Raw genomic sequence first — 12,988 nt, forward strand, 5'->3', positions numbered from 1 at the left:
GTAAGCTATGTTTGGCAGCGCGCAGGGCAGGCCGCACCCAGCGCCTCCCTGAAAATGGCCCCGCCGTTTGGTTTCTACGGAGGGAAAAAGCTACATTTGCGGACTGCTAAAAAGTATACCGATGAACATACCGTCTGATTTGAAGTACACCAAGGACCACGAGTGGGTCCGGATCGAAGGGGATACCGCCACGGTGGGGATCACCGATTTTGCCCAGGGGGAACTGGGGGACATCGTCTACGTGGAAGTGGACGCCCTGGACGAGACCCTGGAGAAAGAGGCGGTTTTTGGTACGGTAGAGGCTGTCAAGACGGTATCCGACCTGTTCCTGCCGCTGAGCGGGGAAATCACCGCCTTCAATGAATCCCTGGAGGACGAGCCCGAAAAGGTGAACTCCGATCCGTATGGGGAAGGCTGGATGATCCGGATCAAGCTGAGCGATCCCTCCGAGGCAGAGGAACTGCTTTCCGCGGAGGATTACAAAGAACTCATCGGTGGGTAAACGCCGCTGGTTTGCCCCGGCTTTCCTCCTTTGGATGGCCGCCGTAACCTACGCGTGCCTCACTTCCTTCGAAGACCTGGGCGACCCGGGTTTTGACCTCCCGTATTCCGACAAGATCGCACACTTTGTTTTCTACCTGGGCGCTGGTATCCTGGGGGTCTTCGCACTGAGGGAGCGTTTCGGCCGGAGGATCGGCATGAACCGGGCATTGGTGCTGCTGGTCATTGGCCTGTCCCTTTACGGCGGCCTGATCGAAGGCTTGCAGGCAATACTCCCAACCGGGCGCAGTGCGGAATGGGCAGACTTCCTGGCCAACTCCTGTGGCCTCCTCCTGGCAGTTGCCTCAGTCAAAGGGGTGTTTCACGAAGTGAAGTCGTTAAATTGGCCGGATTAATTGCAAAGTTTATAAAAGAATAGTTAAATTAGCGTTCATCAAATAAGTTACGCATGGAAACGAAAAAGAACCCGAAAGCGGATCTCACCAGGAACAGTGGCCTGTATTTTGTCCTGGGCCTGGCCCTGGTGATGGCGCTGGTGTATATCGCCTTCGAGTGGAAGACCTATGACGAGGCCAACAACTACGACATCTCCATGGACGTGGAGGAATTGCTGGACGAGGAAGTGCCGATGACCGAACAGATCAAAACGCCACCGCCCCCCCCGCCGCCTGCTGCACCCGAGGTAATCGAGGTAGTGGAAGATGAGGAAGAGGTTGAGGAAACTGTCATCGAATCCACCGAGACGAGCCAGGAGGAAGAGGTGATCGAGGTCGAGGATGTGGTCGTTGAGGAAGTCGACGAGGACATTGATGTGCCTTTTGCCGTGATCGAGGACGTGCCGATCTTCCCCGGTTGCGAAGGTGCCAGCGACAAGCGTGCCTGCTTTAACGAAGAAATGCAGAAACATATCCGGAAAAACTTCCGGTACCCTGAGATAGCCCAGGAAATGGGGATTCAGGGACGGGTATCCGTCATGTTCACCATCCAGAAGGACGGTAGCATCGGCAACATCCGCCTGCGCGGACCGGACAAGAACCTGGAAGCCGAAGCCCGCCGGATCATTGAGAAACTCCCAAAGATGACCCCCGGAAAACAACGGGGCCGTGCGGTACGGGTTCCCTTCAGTATCCCGATCATGTTTAAACTCCAGTAAGGAGCCTGCAGATAACTTATGGATCCCGGCCACATGGCCGGGATTTTTTTTGCCGGTTTTTCCCGGAACCGCTTTCCCGCGCCGGGATATTCAGGTCCCGGGCCGGGAAGCAAACCGCCCCTGTGGAACGGCAGACGGCTGCCCGGATATGCGTCTGTGCTAAAAAGACTTCCGACGTTGGAAAGAACCCTGTTGGTCCGTATCTTTGCGCACCCGATTGACCCCGTGTATGAAATCCGCCACAGGTACTGCAGAACCCGGCGCCATCCAACTGGCATTCACCGACTTTAAGGAGATCACCAAGGCCAAACTGGCCCTGAGCGTGGTATTCTCCGCCGTGGCGGGCTATTTCCTCGGTGCCCAGGAGGTACGCCTGCTCCCGTTGTCCCTGCTCATCCTCGGGGGCTATTGCATGGTAGGGGCCTCCAATGCCTATAACCAGGTAATCGAAAGGACCCTGGATAAAAAAATGCACCGGACCCGGCACCGCCCGATCCCATCAGGGCGCATGGGGGTGGCAACTGCCATGGCCATCGCCATTGCCATGACCCTGGCCGGGGTATTGTTCCTGTACCAGTTGAACCCCCGGACTGCCTTTTTTGGGGCCCTGTCCATTTTCCTGTATACCTGTGTCTACACCCCGCTCAAGACCGTGACACCCCTCGCGGTATTTGTCGGCGCCATCCCCGGCGCCATCCCGTTTATGCTGGGGTGGGTAGCCGCCACCGATGATTTTGGCATTGAGCCGGGCACCCTGTTCATGATCCAGTTTTTCTGGCAATTCCCGCATTTCTGGGCCCTGGGGTGGATGTTGGACGAGGATTACCGGAGGGGCGGCTTCAAAATGCTGCCAACTGGGAAAAAGGACACGGGCACGGCCGTGCAGATCATCATGTATACCATCTGGATGATCGTGATCTCCATTATCCCGGTTTTCGGGATCACTGGCAGGTTATCCCTTTCGGTGCCTGCCGCCGTGCTGGTTTTCCTGATGGGGCTCGGCATGTTGTGGTTTGCCCTGCGCCTGTACGAACGCAGGGACCGGCAGTCCGCCAGGAGCCTGATGCTGAGCAGTGTCACTTATATTAGCCTGATGCAAATTGTTTACGTAGCCGATAGCCTGATAACATGAATAGAGACCTCACCCAACAATCCCAGCCCGTCAAGAGGGCCCGTGCCAAGAAAATGATGCTCTGGTTCGGCATTGTCAGCCTGATCATGACCTTTGCCGGCTGGACCAGCGCCTATATCGTCAGCAGCTCCCGGGAGGACTGGCTGGAAGACTACCAGTTGCCGGAAGCCTTCTGGTACAGTACGGGGATCATCATCGTCAGCAGCCTGTTGTACTGGATGGCCCTCCGTGCCGTCCGGCAGGGGCGGCAGCAGGCCGGCTCCCTGTTGCTGGGGGCAACCCTGCTGGCCGGGGTACTTTTTATCTATTCCCAGTTCACCGGCTTTTCACAGATGATCGATTACGGGTACTACTTTACCGGGCCCACCAGCAACATCACCCTTTCCTACCTGTTCCTGATCGCGGCGGTGCATATCGTCCACGTGGTGGCCGGGATCATTTCACTTATCGTGGTGCTTGTAAACCAGCTCCGCGGGAAGTACGGCCCAGGCAACCTGCTCGGTATGGAACTGGGCAGTACCTTCTGGCATTTCCTGGACCTGCTCTGGGTGTACCTGATGGCTTTTTTCTATTTTTTCGGCTAGGGATTCCGCCAATCGAAAAATAGCTTACACGCAACTCCCGTCTGGAAATCCGAATTCACCCGGAATTTTGCACTGGTACCGGGGTATTCCTTCTGACGGATAATTTCGCCGTACCGGCGGGAATTGCATTTTTCTGGGGCTGGAAACTTGGAATTGGTTACCTAAAAAATGTATTTTTGCTAAAATTATCCTAATACCCTATTTCACAATATGGATACATCGGTAACCACCACAGCTGAAGAGAAAGTCTGGGGAGGCGGCAACCGTCCGCTGGGAGCGAGTTATGGCAAATTGATGATGTGGTTCTTCATCGTCTCGGATGCCCTTACATTTTCAGGTTTCCTGGCCTCTTACGGCTTTTCCCGCTTCAAGTTCATTGAAACCTGGCCGATTGCCGATGAGGTGTTTACCCACGTGCCCTTCTTCCACGGGAACTATCCGATGTATTATGTGGCGTTCATGACCTTTATCCTCATCATGTCCTCGGTTACCATGGTACTTGCCGTGGATGCCGGGCACCGCATGATGAAGAACCGGGTAATCCTCTATATGTTCCTCACCATCATTGGCGGGGCGATCTTCGTCGGGTCCCAGGCCTGGGAATGGGCCACCTTTATCCGCGGGGACTACGGTGCCGTGGAGACCCGGGGAGGCCGGATCCTTCAGTTTGTAAACGCCGACACGGGCGAACGGGCGGCACTGGCCGATTTCGCGGCAACCCTGCCGGATACCCGCGTGGCACACCAGAGGGACAACGGGGTCTGGTTCGAAGCGGAGGGGACCCTGCCCACCTACACGGTGGAGGAAGTGGCCGAAGGGCTGCGCTCCAACCCGAATATCCTGATCCGCACGGAGACCCTCAATGAGGACGGCGAGAAAACGGTGCTCAACCGGGAAGAGTCCCTTGACAAAATCAAGGATGCGCGCCTGGTGGTGGAAGGGGCCAACCTGATCCGCAATGAGTACGGCAGCCGCCTGTTTGCCGACTTTTTCTTCTTTATCACCGGCTTCCACGGCTTCCACGTATTTTCCGGGGTGGTCATCAATGTCATCATCTTTTTCAATGTGATCCTGGGCACCTACGAACGCAGGAAACACTATGAGATGGTGGAGAAGGTCGGGCTTTACTGGCACTTTGTGGATTTGGTGTGGGTATTCGTATTTACCTTCTTCTACCTGGTATAACATTAGCAATTACACGCAAACATGGCACACGATCATAAACTCGAAATTTTCCGCGGCTTCCTGAAGTTCCGCTCCAACACCCAGAAGATTTGGGGGGTACTTGTTTTCCTTACCATTGTAACAGCCGTCGAGGTGGCGCTGGGTATTACCAAACCGGCAGTGCTCACCCACAACTATTTCCTTGGGATGAAGCTCCTGAACTGGATCTTTATCATCCTGACCCTGGTGAAAGCCTATTACATTACCTGGGACTTCATGCACATGCGGGACGAAAAAAGCTCCCTGCGCCGGGCAGTGGTATGGACACCGATCTTCCTGGTGGCCTACCTGATCTTTATCCTGCTGTTTGAGGCGGATTATATCTACAACGTCTGGAAAGAAGGCTTTATGGCCTGGGACTTTTAACCGGAATTAACAAAATAGAAGGCGGCCTTTGAGCCGTCTTTTTTTATTTTTGCAACCGGCTGCCATGAAGAAGAAATTTGTACTTACCGTCCTGTTTATCCTGCCCCTGGTAGTCTATATGTTTTTTGCTTCCGGGGTGACCAATTTCGGGCGTCTCCCCGTCCTCTCCGGACCGGTCCCGGAACTGGATACCTTTGAAGGGGGGCAGCGCCTGAAGGACAGGATTACGGTGATGGGGTTCCTGGGCGATTCCATCGGGATCCGCCAGGGCCAGCTATTCAACCTCAACCAGAAGATCTACAAACGCTTTTACGAATTCCGGGATTTCCAGATGCTGATGGTGGCACCCGAGGGGAGCCGGGAAGAGGTGGAGGCCGTGATGAAGGAACTGGAGACCTTTACCGATACGCGCAACTGGCACTTTGCCTATGGACCCCCGGCGGAGATACAGGCCTATTTTGACCGGCTCGGAACCGGGCTGTCCCTGGATGCCACCGGCGGGAGCCCCTATGTATTCATCATCGACAAGGACCGGATGCTCAGGGGGCGTAAAAAGGACGAGGACACCGGCATCAAATTCGGGTTTGACGCCACCTCGGTGGCCGACCTGAACAACAAGATGGAGGACGATATGAAAATCATCCTGGCCGAATACCGACTGGCCCTGAAGAGCAACCAGGCGGGCCGCAACAACGAATAGCAACAAAGCAGAACCATGGCCGAGAAACGAAATTACCACTATATCTGGGTCGGTGCCGTAATCCTGGTATTCGGGGCGATTTTTGTCCCGAAAATCATGGACCGCCTCGGGCAGGGGGAGGTCGTGGAGCGGGACCGCATGAGCTCGGAAGCCGCATCGCCCCCCCTGGAGTACATCACCTTAAACGGGGAGCGGCGGAAAGTGCCCTCCTTTGCCCTGATCAACCAGGACAGCCTGCTGATTACAGATGCGGATTATCGCGGCAAGGTCTGGGTGGCGGAATTCTTTTTTACCACCTGCCCGACCATCTGCCCGCTGATGACCCGGAACCTGGTGGAACTGCAGGATGAACTGGCGGGATACGAGGATTTTGGCGTGGCCTCCTTTACCATCAACCCCCGGCACGATACCCCGGCCGTCCTCAAGGAGTATGCCGAGCAATACGGGATTACCGATATGGACTGGCACCTGCTCACCGGGAACCGGGACAGCATCTATGAGTTGGCCAATGCCGGGTTCAATATTTTCGCCGCAGAAACGCCGGATGTCCCCGGCGGGTTTGAGCACTCGGGCCTTTTTGCCCTGATCGACCGGGAGGGGTACCTCCGTTCGCGAAAGGACCGCTTTGGGAACCCCGTGGTCTACTACCGCGGCACCATCAGCCGGGAGGATCAGGCCAACCCGGAGGGCGAAACCGAACAAATCAGCCTGTTAAAGGAAGACATTCTTAAATTGCTGGAATCCGAAAATGGAAAATAACATTGCCCTGAAAGAAGCGCGGTTCAACCGCTGGATCAATATCATTTCTATCGCCATCCCGGTAGTGGTGGCCCTGCTCTTCGGCATCCGCATACCGGATGTGGAGCCCCTGGGCTTTTTGCCCCCCATCTACGCAAGCATTAACGGACTTACGGCCTTGCTGCTGCTGGCCGCCCTCTGGGCCATCCGCAGCCGCAGGCAGGAACTCCACCGCCGGCTGATGACCACCTGTATTGTCCTGTCCCTGCTCTTCCTGGTGATGTACGTCGCCTACCACATGACATCGGACTCCACACCTTATGGTGGTACGGGCGCCATCCGCTACCTGTATTACACCATCCTGGTCAGCCACATCGTTTTGTCCATCGCAGTCATCCCCCTGGTATTGCGCACCTACACGAAGGCCTACCTGAAGGACTTCAGGGGGCACCGGAAACTTGCCCGGATCACCTTCCCCATATGGCTCTATGTGGCGGTTACCGGGGTTGTCGTATATTTGATGATTGCACCCTATTACACCTATTGACCTGTGAAGCCAAAACCTATTTACCCCTTCCTTTTACTGGCAGCCCTGCTGCTGCCGGAGGCCGCCGGCGCCCAGTGTGCCATGTGCCGGGCCGTGCTCGAGAGCAACGGGGATGCCTCCGTGGCCGAGGGGATCAATAACGGGATCGTCTACCTGATGGCGATCCCCTATATCCTGGTGGGGGCGCTCATCTTTCTGGTTTACCGCAAGGTACGCTCCTGAAATTTAACATTTTTTCACTCCTTAAGGTGTAACAATTGCATCCTGCCCACGTCTTGTATACAAAGCCTTTTGGGTTTTTTCATCAATCAAAAGTACCAACCGCATGTTCGATATCGAGCGATGGCAGGAGATCTTCGACACCATCCGGAAAAATAAACTCCGCACCTTTCTTACGGGGCTGTCCGTAGCCTCGGGCATCTTTATTCTGGTTATCCTCCTCGGTTTCGGGCAGGGCATGCAAAACGGTATTGCCCACGAGTTTGAACAGGATGCCTCCACGTCCGTCTGGGTCTGGCCGGGCATGACTTCCATGGAATACAAGGGCATGAACCCGGGCCGCCGGATCCAGCTTCGGAACGGGAATTTCGAATACTGGAGCCAGGCCGAAGGGGAACACATCGACCGCCAATCCCCCCGGTTGTTCGTGCAGAACGTATCGGTTACCTACGGGAATGAAGCCCTGGTATACGGGATCCACGGCGTGGCATCCGGGTTCCAGTTTATCGAGAACGCCAAGATGGCCCAGGGCCGCTTTATCAACCTCTCTGATATGGAGGGAACCGCCAAGGTGGTGGTGATCGGGGATAAGATCCGCCGGGACGTCTTCGGCCACCTGGACACGCCCATCGGGGAGTATATCGAATTTTCAGGCCTGCCGTTCAAGATCGTCGGGGTGTACAAGGAGCTCCGGGAACGGGAGGAGGAAACCCTCTATATCCCGCTTTCCACCGCCCAGAAGGTGTTCAACGGGGGCGACCGGGTCAGCAACCTGGCCTATACGCTACCACCGGCAGAGAACTTCGACCAGGCTGTGGCTGAGGCAGTGGCCTTCAAGGACGAACTCCGCCAGTATCTGCAACAGGCACACACGGTTGCCCCGGAAGATACCAGTGCCATCCAGGTGTGGAGCGCCATGGAGGAGGCGAAACGGTATTACAGCCTGACCGGGAACATCAAGTTCTTCTTCTGGTTCGTGGGGATTTGTACCATTATCGCCGGGGTCGTGGGGGTAAGCAACATCATGCTGATCGTGGTCAAGGAGCGCACCCGCGAAATAGGAATCCGCAAAGCGCTTGGGGCCAAACCCTGGTCCATTGTCGGGATGATCCTCCACGAGGCCATTTTTGTCACCTCCCTCTCCGGTTTCCTGGGCCTCATCCTGAGTATGGGCCTGCTGGAAGTGGTCGGGCCCCATGTGGAGGTGGACTATATCATGAATCCTTCGGTAAACCTTACGGTAGCCCTGTCCACGGTGTTTGTGCTGATTCTCGCCGGGACCATCGCCGGGTTCTTTCCCGCCTGGCGGGCCGCCAATATCCGGGTTATCAATGCCCTCCGGGATGAGTAACCCCGCTAAAACCGTTAAAGAACCGCACCATGTTTAACCGCGATCGTTGGAAGGAAATCCTGGAAGTGCTTACCAGCAACTGGTTCCGCACCGTGCTGACGGCTTTCGGCGTATTCTGGGGCATCCTGATCCTGATCATCCTGCTGGCCGCCGGCAAAGGGCTGGAAAACGGTATCAAGTCGGATTTCGGGGACATCGCCACCAATACGATGTTCATGTGGACCCGCAGGACTACCAAAGCCCACATGGGGCTGCCCAAGGACCGGGAATTCAACTTCAAGACCTCCGACCGGGAACTGCTCGAAAGCCGGTTCCCCGAATTGCGGTTTATCTCGCCCCGGAACCAGCTGGGGGGCTTCCGCGGTGGCAGCAACGTGATCCGGGGCATCAAGACCGGGGCTTACAACATCTACGGGGACTATCCGGAAATCATCCGGCAGGACCCCATGGGGATCACGGCAGGCCGGTTCCTCAACCAGAATGACATACGGGAAAAGCGCAAGATCGCCGTCATCGGCGAAGGGGTGGTCAGCGACCTGTACGAAGCAGGGGAGGATGTGCTGGGGACCTATATCAAAATCCAGGGCGTGAACTTCATGGTGGTGGGCACCTACAAGAAGAAATCCAACGACGGGGACGGGGAAGAAGGGCAGAAGCAGATTTTTGTGCCCTTTACCACTTTCTCCCAGGCCTTCAACCGGGCAGACAACGTCGGCTGGATGGCAATTACGGCCCAGGACGGGACATCCATCACCTCCCTGAAGGACAGGATCGTCAGCACCCTCAAGGAAAAACACAAGGTACACCCGGACGACCAGCGGGCCATCGGGTATTTTGACCTGTACGAACAATACAACCGGGTGGAAAGCCTGTTCGGCGCCATGCGCTTTATCGCCTATTTCGTGGGGATCCTGGTGCTGTTGTCAGGGATCATCGGGGTGAGCAATATCATGCTGATCGTGGTCAAGGAGCGCACCAAGGAGATCGGGATCCGGCGGGCCCTGGGCGAACAGCCCTGGAGCATCAAGCTGCAGATCCTGATGGAATCCATCTTCCTGACCATTATCTCCGGCATGGCGGGCATCGCTATGGGGGCCCTGTTCATCTACGGGGTGAATACGCTGCTGGATGCCAACGGCCCGGTGGACATGTTTATGAATCCCAGCGTCAGCCTCGGGGTGGTGATGGGGGCACTGGCCATCCTGACCGCCTCAGGCCTGCTGGCCGGTTTTATCCCGGCCCAGAGCGCCATCCGGGTAAAACCCATCGATGCGCTGCGAACCGAATGAGTATACTATTGAACAAAAGCATTACCTAATAAAACAATCTATAATAAGAGCCATATGAAAAAGTCAGTAACCGTTGTGATTCTCATTGTAATCGCCCTAACCTTCGGCGGTTCCATGTACTATCTCTATAAAAAGAACGCCGAGGACCCGGTGGTCTATGAAACCGAAAAGCCAAGCCGGCAGACCATCATCAAGAAAACGGTCGCCACCGGGAGCATCCTGCCCCTGGAGGAGGTGCTCATCAAACCGAACATTTCGGGTGTCATCGAGGAAATCTATGTGGAAGGCGGGGATTTCGTGAAATCGGGCGACCTGATCGCCAAGCTGAAAGTGGTGCCCAACCTGAGTGCCCTGAACGATGCCAAAAACGCCATCGAGGACGCCAAGATCACCCTGGCCGACCAGCGCCGGAATTACGAACGCCAGCAATCCCTTTTTGCCAAGGGCGTGATTTCCCAGGCCGATATGGACCGGGCCCAGGTGAGCTACGACCAGGCGAAACAGGGGTATTCGGCCGCCAACAAGCGGTTTGACATTGTGAGCACCGGTACCACCAGCGGCCTGAGCAGCGCTGCCAACACCCTGATCCGCGCCACCGTGAGCGGCATGGTGCTGGAGGTCCCTGTGGAAGTGGGGAACCAGGTAATCGAAGCAAACACCTTCAACGAGGGGACCACCATCGCCGCCATTGCGGATATCGACAAGATGATCTTTGAAGGCAAGGTGGACGAGTCCGAAGTGGGCAAGATCCACGAGGACCTGCCCCTGGAGATTACCGTTGGCGCCATTGAGGACCGGGTCTTCCCGGCCGTCCTGGACTATATCGCCCCCAAGGGCAACGAGGAGAACGGCGCCATACAGTTCGAGATCAAGGGCACGCTTACCAAAAGGGACAGCACCTTTATCCGCGCAGGCCTGAGTGCCAACGCCTCCATCATCCTGGACCGGGCAGACAGCGTGCTGGCGGTGAAGGAAGCCCTGGTGCAATTCGACCCGGACACCAAGGAACCCTATGTGGAAGTGGAGACCGGCCAGCAGCAGTTCGAGCGGAGGAACCTGGTGCTCGGAATCTCCGACGGTATCCATGTGGAGGTAAAATCCGGCCTGGACGAGGATGCGTCCATCAAGGTGTGGAACGCCATCACCCCGCCCCAGACAGGAGCCTGACGGACTTTCTCAAATTTCTCAGCTGATTGTGTAACAAAACAGCCCGTTTGCGGTCTAACGGATGTAAGATCGTTTAAAGTCGTATACCAACCATGATTGAAATAAAAGATTTACACAAATCCTACAAGATGGGGAGTAACTCCCTGCATGTTCTCAAGGGGATCAATTTCAAAGCAGAAGAAGGCGAACTGGTGGCGATCATGGGATCTTCCGGATCCGGAAAATCCACACTCCTCAACATCCTCGGGATGCTGGATGAGGCCGATACCGGGGAATATATCCTGGACGGCGTCCCTATCAAAAACCTCAGCGAGACCAAGGCGGCCAAATACCGGAACAAGTTCCTCGGTTTTGTCTTCCAGTCCTTTAACCTGATCAACTACAAATCGGCCCTTGAAAACGTGGCCCTGCCGTTGTATTACCAGAAGGTCGGCCGCAAGGAACGGGAGGCCAAGGCGATGAAATACCTGGAACAGGTGGGCCTTAAGGAATGGGCGGACCACCTGCCCAACGAACTCTCGGGGGGGCAGAAGCAACGGGTGGCCATCGCACGGGCCATGGCGGCAGAACCCAAGGTGCTGCTTGCCGACGAGCCGACGGGTGCCCTGGACAGCACCACATCCTATGAGGTCATGGACCTGATACAGCAGATCAACGACCTGGGGAACACCATCCTGGTGGTCACCCACGAGGAGGATATCGCCCATATGTGCAAACGGATCATCCACCTGCGGGACGGGGTCATCGTTGAAGACAAGAAAATCGAGCAGGTAAGAGCTTCTCAGTATGTTCAATAGAGACACCTGGCAGGAAATATGGCATAGTATCAAGAACAACAAGCTTCGGACCTTCCTCACCGGTTTTTCCGTAGCCTGGGGGATTTTTATCCTCGTGCTGCTGCTCGCCTCGGTAAACGGCATGCAGAATGGCTTTTACAAGCAGTTCAACGACGATGCGACGAATTCCATCTTTATCTATCCCAATGCGACCTCCAAGCCGTATGGGGGCTTCGAGGCAGGGCGGCGGATACAGTTCAAGAACGACGACCTGGAATTCATCAAAGGGAGTTTTGAGGAATCCTACGAATACATCTCCCCCAGGTTCAACCGGTCGGTCACAGCCAAATACAAACAGGAGACCGGCACTTATACCATTATCGGCGTAAGCCCCGACCACCAGATGATCGAACGCTCGGTCATCGAAAGCGGGCGCTACCTGAACAAACGGGACCTGAAGGACCGGAACAAGGTACTGGTCATTGGCCAGCAGGTGCAGAAGGAGCTCTTCAAGGACGATGACCCCATTGGCAAAAGCCTTATTGCAAACGGGCTGGTCTTCCAGGTGATCGGCGTCTTCTCGGATGACGGGAACGAGCGGGAGGAGAGCAACATCTACGCCCCCTACACGACCATGCAGGGGATCTTCGGGAATACGGACCAGATCAATTCGATCTCCATGACCTATAACCCGGCCTTTGATTTTACCCGGGCACTCGCCTTTTCGAATACCATGGAAGAGGTGCTCAAAAGACGGCTCGTTATCGACCCGGAGGACCAGAGCGCCTTCTTTATCAACAACTACGCGGAAGGGTTCTCCAATATTCAGACCTTCAGCAACTTCCTGACCTTTGTGGCCATAGGCGTCGGGGTGCTTATCCTGATAGCCGGTATCGTGGGTATCGGGAACATCCTGATCTTCATCATCAAGGAACGGACCAAGGAAATCGGGATCCGCAAGGCGCTCGGGGCACGGCCCATCGAGATCGTCAAGCTGATCCTGATGGAATCCATCGTGATCACCACCCTCTCCGGCTTCGGGGGCATGCTCTTCTCCATGGGTATCGTCGCCCTGATCTCACCCATCGTGGACGCCCCGGCATTCTCCAACCCGAATGTGGACAACACCGTGGTGATCATCTGCACCGTGGTGCTGATCCTGGCAGGGGTCATGGCCGGATTGATCCCGTCCATCCGGGCCGCCAACGTTAAACCGATAGACGCATTAAGAGCCGATTGAT

The 12,988-nt window shown here is 55.9% G+C and carries 16 protein-coding genes; all 16 read left to right on the forward strand.

Annotated elements, in window-relative coordinates; genetic code table 11:
* The first annotated feature begins 121 nt into the window (after positions 1-121).
* The 16 genes from gcvH to H7F20_RS05575 all read left to right on the forward strand — a co-directional run bounded on the left by gcvH (position 122) and on the right by H7F20_RS05575 (position 12,987).
* Entirely contained in the window at positions 122-502 is a 381-nt protein-coding gene (gene gcvH, locus H7F20_RS05500; RefSeq protein ID WP_185785106.1) for a glycine cleavage system protein GcvH, read from the forward strand.
* On the forward strand, positions 495-896 hold the full coding sequence (locus H7F20_RS05505; RefSeq protein ID WP_221898689.1) for a VanZ family protein: 402 nt from the start codon (positions 495-497) through the stop codon (positions 894-896). The genes gcvH and H7F20_RS05505 overlap by 8 nt, the downstream gene beginning before the upstream one ends.
* Before the next feature lie 53 nt (positions 897-949).
* Positions 950-1,654, forward strand: coding sequence for an energy transducer TonB (locus H7F20_RS05510; RefSeq protein WP_185785107.1), 705 nt, complete (start codon positions 950-952; stop codon positions 1,652-1,654).
* 229 nt (positions 1,655-1,883) lie between these two features.
* Positions 1,884-2,786 carry a heme o synthase gene (gene cyoE, locus H7F20_RS05515; RefSeq protein WP_185785108.1) on the forward strand — a complete coding sequence of 301 codons (903 nt, stop codon included), beginning with the start codon at positions 1,884-1,886 and terminating at the stop codon, positions 2,784-2,786.
* Complete coding sequence (locus tag H7F20_RS05520; RefSeq protein ID WP_185785109.1) at positions 2,783-3,370, forward strand: cytochrome c oxidase subunit 3; 588 nt, start codon at positions 2,783-2,785, stop codon at positions 3,368-3,370. The genes cyoE and H7F20_RS05520 overlap by 4 nt, the downstream gene beginning before the upstream one ends.
* Positions 3,371-3,580: 210 nt before the next feature.
* A complete protein-coding gene (locus H7F20_RS05525) occupies positions 3,581-4,555 on the forward strand; it encodes a cytochrome c oxidase subunit 3 (protein ID WP_185785110.1) in 975 nt (324 codons plus the stop codon).
* Between the two features lie 21 nt (positions 4,556-4,576).
* The gene (locus H7F20_RS05530; RefSeq protein WP_185785111.1) at positions 4,577-4,960 is read left to right on the forward strand and encodes a cytochrome C oxidase subunit IV family protein; all 384 of its coding nucleotides are present in this window, start codon (positions 4,577-4,579) and stop codon (positions 4,958-4,960) included.
* Between the two features lie 64 nt (positions 4,961-5,024).
* Entirely contained in the window at positions 5,025-5,660 is a 636-nt protein-coding gene (locus H7F20_RS05535) for a hypothetical protein (RefSeq protein WP_185785112.1), read from the forward strand.
* A 15-nt stretch (positions 5,661-5,675) separates the two neighbouring features.
* Positions 5,676-6,419, forward strand: a complete 744-nt coding sequence (locus H7F20_RS05540) for an SCO family protein (RefSeq protein WP_185785113.1) — start codon at positions 5,676-5,678, stop codon at positions 6,417-6,419.
* Positions 6,409-6,945 carry a DUF420 domain-containing protein gene (locus tag H7F20_RS05545; RefSeq protein WP_185785114.1) on the forward strand — a complete coding sequence of 179 codons (537 nt, stop codon included), beginning with the start codon at positions 6,409-6,411 and terminating at the stop codon, positions 6,943-6,945. Before H7F20_RS05540 ends, H7F20_RS05545 begins: the two co-directional genes overlap by 11 nt.
* A gap of 3 nt (positions 6,946-6,948) precedes the next feature.
* Positions 6,949-7,167: a hypothetical protein gene (locus H7F20_RS05550; RefSeq protein ID WP_185785115.1), complete on the forward strand. Its 219-nt coding sequence runs from the start codon at positions 6,949-6,951 to the stop codon at positions 7,165-7,167.
* A gap of 103 nt (positions 7,168-7,270) precedes the next feature.
* Complete coding sequence (locus H7F20_RS05555) at positions 7,271-8,515, forward strand: ABC transporter permease (protein ID WP_185785116.1); 1,245 nt, start codon at positions 7,271-7,273, stop codon at positions 8,513-8,515.
* A 29-nt stretch (positions 8,516-8,544) separates the two neighbouring features.
* A complete protein-coding gene (locus H7F20_RS05560) occupies positions 8,545-9,804 on the forward strand; it encodes an ABC transporter permease (RefSeq protein WP_185785117.1) in 1,260 nt (419 codons plus the stop codon).
* Between the two features lie 54 nt (positions 9,805-9,858).
* Positions 9,859-10,971, forward strand: a complete 1,113-nt coding sequence (locus H7F20_RS05565) for an efflux RND transporter periplasmic adaptor subunit (protein ID WP_185785118.1) — start codon at positions 9,859-9,861, stop codon at positions 10,969-10,971.
* 92 nt (positions 10,972-11,063) lie between these two features.
* Positions 11,064-11,768 (forward strand): ABC transporter ATP-binding protein, encoded by a 705-nt coding sequence (locus tag H7F20_RS05570; protein ID WP_185785119.1) that lies wholly within the window; start codon positions 11,064-11,066, stop codon positions 11,766-11,768.
* Positions 11,758-12,987 (forward strand): ABC transporter permease, encoded by a 1,230-nt coding sequence (locus tag H7F20_RS05575; protein ID WP_185785120.1) that lies wholly within the window; start codon positions 11,758-11,760, stop codon positions 12,985-12,987. The genes H7F20_RS05570 and H7F20_RS05575 overlap by 11 nt, the downstream gene beginning before the upstream one ends.
* The last annotated feature ends 1 nt before the right edge of the window (position 12,988 follow it).

Origin of the sequence: Robiginitalea sp. SC105 (genome assembly GCF_014243345.1) — a bacterium.
GTDB lineage: Bacteria > Bacteroidota > Bacteroidia > Flavobacteriales > Flavobacteriaceae > Robiginitalea.

Excerpts from the sequence above, each read along its gene's own strand:
- gcvH (WP_185785106.1), top strand. The coding sequence starts at position 122 with ATGAACATACCGTCTGATTTGAAGTACACCAAGGACCACGAGTGGGTC.
- H7F20_RS05510 (WP_185785107.1), top strand. The coding sequence starts at position 950 with ATGGAAACGAAAAAGAACCCGAAAGCGGATCTCACCAGGAACAGTGGC.
- cyoE (WP_185785108.1), top strand. The coding sequence starts at position 1,884 with ATGAAATCCGCCACAGGTACTGCAGAACCCGGCGCCATCCAACTGGCA.
- H7F20_RS05520 (WP_185785109.1), top strand. The coding sequence starts at position 2,783 with ATGAATAGAGACCTCACCCAACAATCCCAGCCCGTCAAGAGGGCCCGT.
- H7F20_RS05525 (WP_185785110.1), top strand. The coding sequence starts at position 3,581 with ATGGATACATCGGTAACCACCACAGCTGAAGAGAAAGTCTGGGGAGGC.
- H7F20_RS05530 (WP_185785111.1), top strand. The coding sequence starts at position 4,577 with ATGGCACACGATCATAAACTCGAAATTTTCCGCGGCTTCCTGAAGTTC.
- H7F20_RS05535 (WP_185785112.1), top strand. The coding sequence starts at position 5,025 with ATGAAGAAGAAATTTGTACTTACCGTCCTGTTTATCCTGCCCCTGGTA.
- H7F20_RS05540 (WP_185785113.1), top strand. The coding sequence starts at position 5,676 with ATGGCCGAGAAACGAAATTACCACTATATCTGGGTCGGTGCCGTAATC.
- H7F20_RS05545 (WP_185785114.1), top strand. The coding sequence starts at position 6,409 with ATGGAAAATAACATTGCCCTGAAAGAAGCGCGGTTCAACCGCTGGATC.
- H7F20_RS05555 (WP_185785116.1), top strand. The coding sequence starts at position 7,271 with ATGTTCGATATCGAGCGATGGCAGGAGATCTTCGACACCATCCGGAAA.
- H7F20_RS05560 (WP_185785117.1), top strand. The coding sequence starts at position 8,545 with ATGTTTAACCGCGATCGTTGGAAGGAAATCCTGGAAGTGCTTACCAGC.
- H7F20_RS05565 (WP_185785118.1), top strand. The coding sequence starts at position 9,859 with ATGAAAAAGTCAGTAACCGTTGTGATTCTCATTGTAATCGCCCTAACC.
- H7F20_RS05570 (WP_185785119.1), top strand. The coding sequence starts at position 11,064 with ATGATTGAAATAAAAGATTTACACAAATCCTACAAGATGGGGAGTAAC.
- H7F20_RS05575 (WP_185785120.1), top strand. The coding sequence starts at position 11,758 with ATGTTCAATAGAGACACCTGGCAGGAAATATGGCATAGTATCAAGAAC.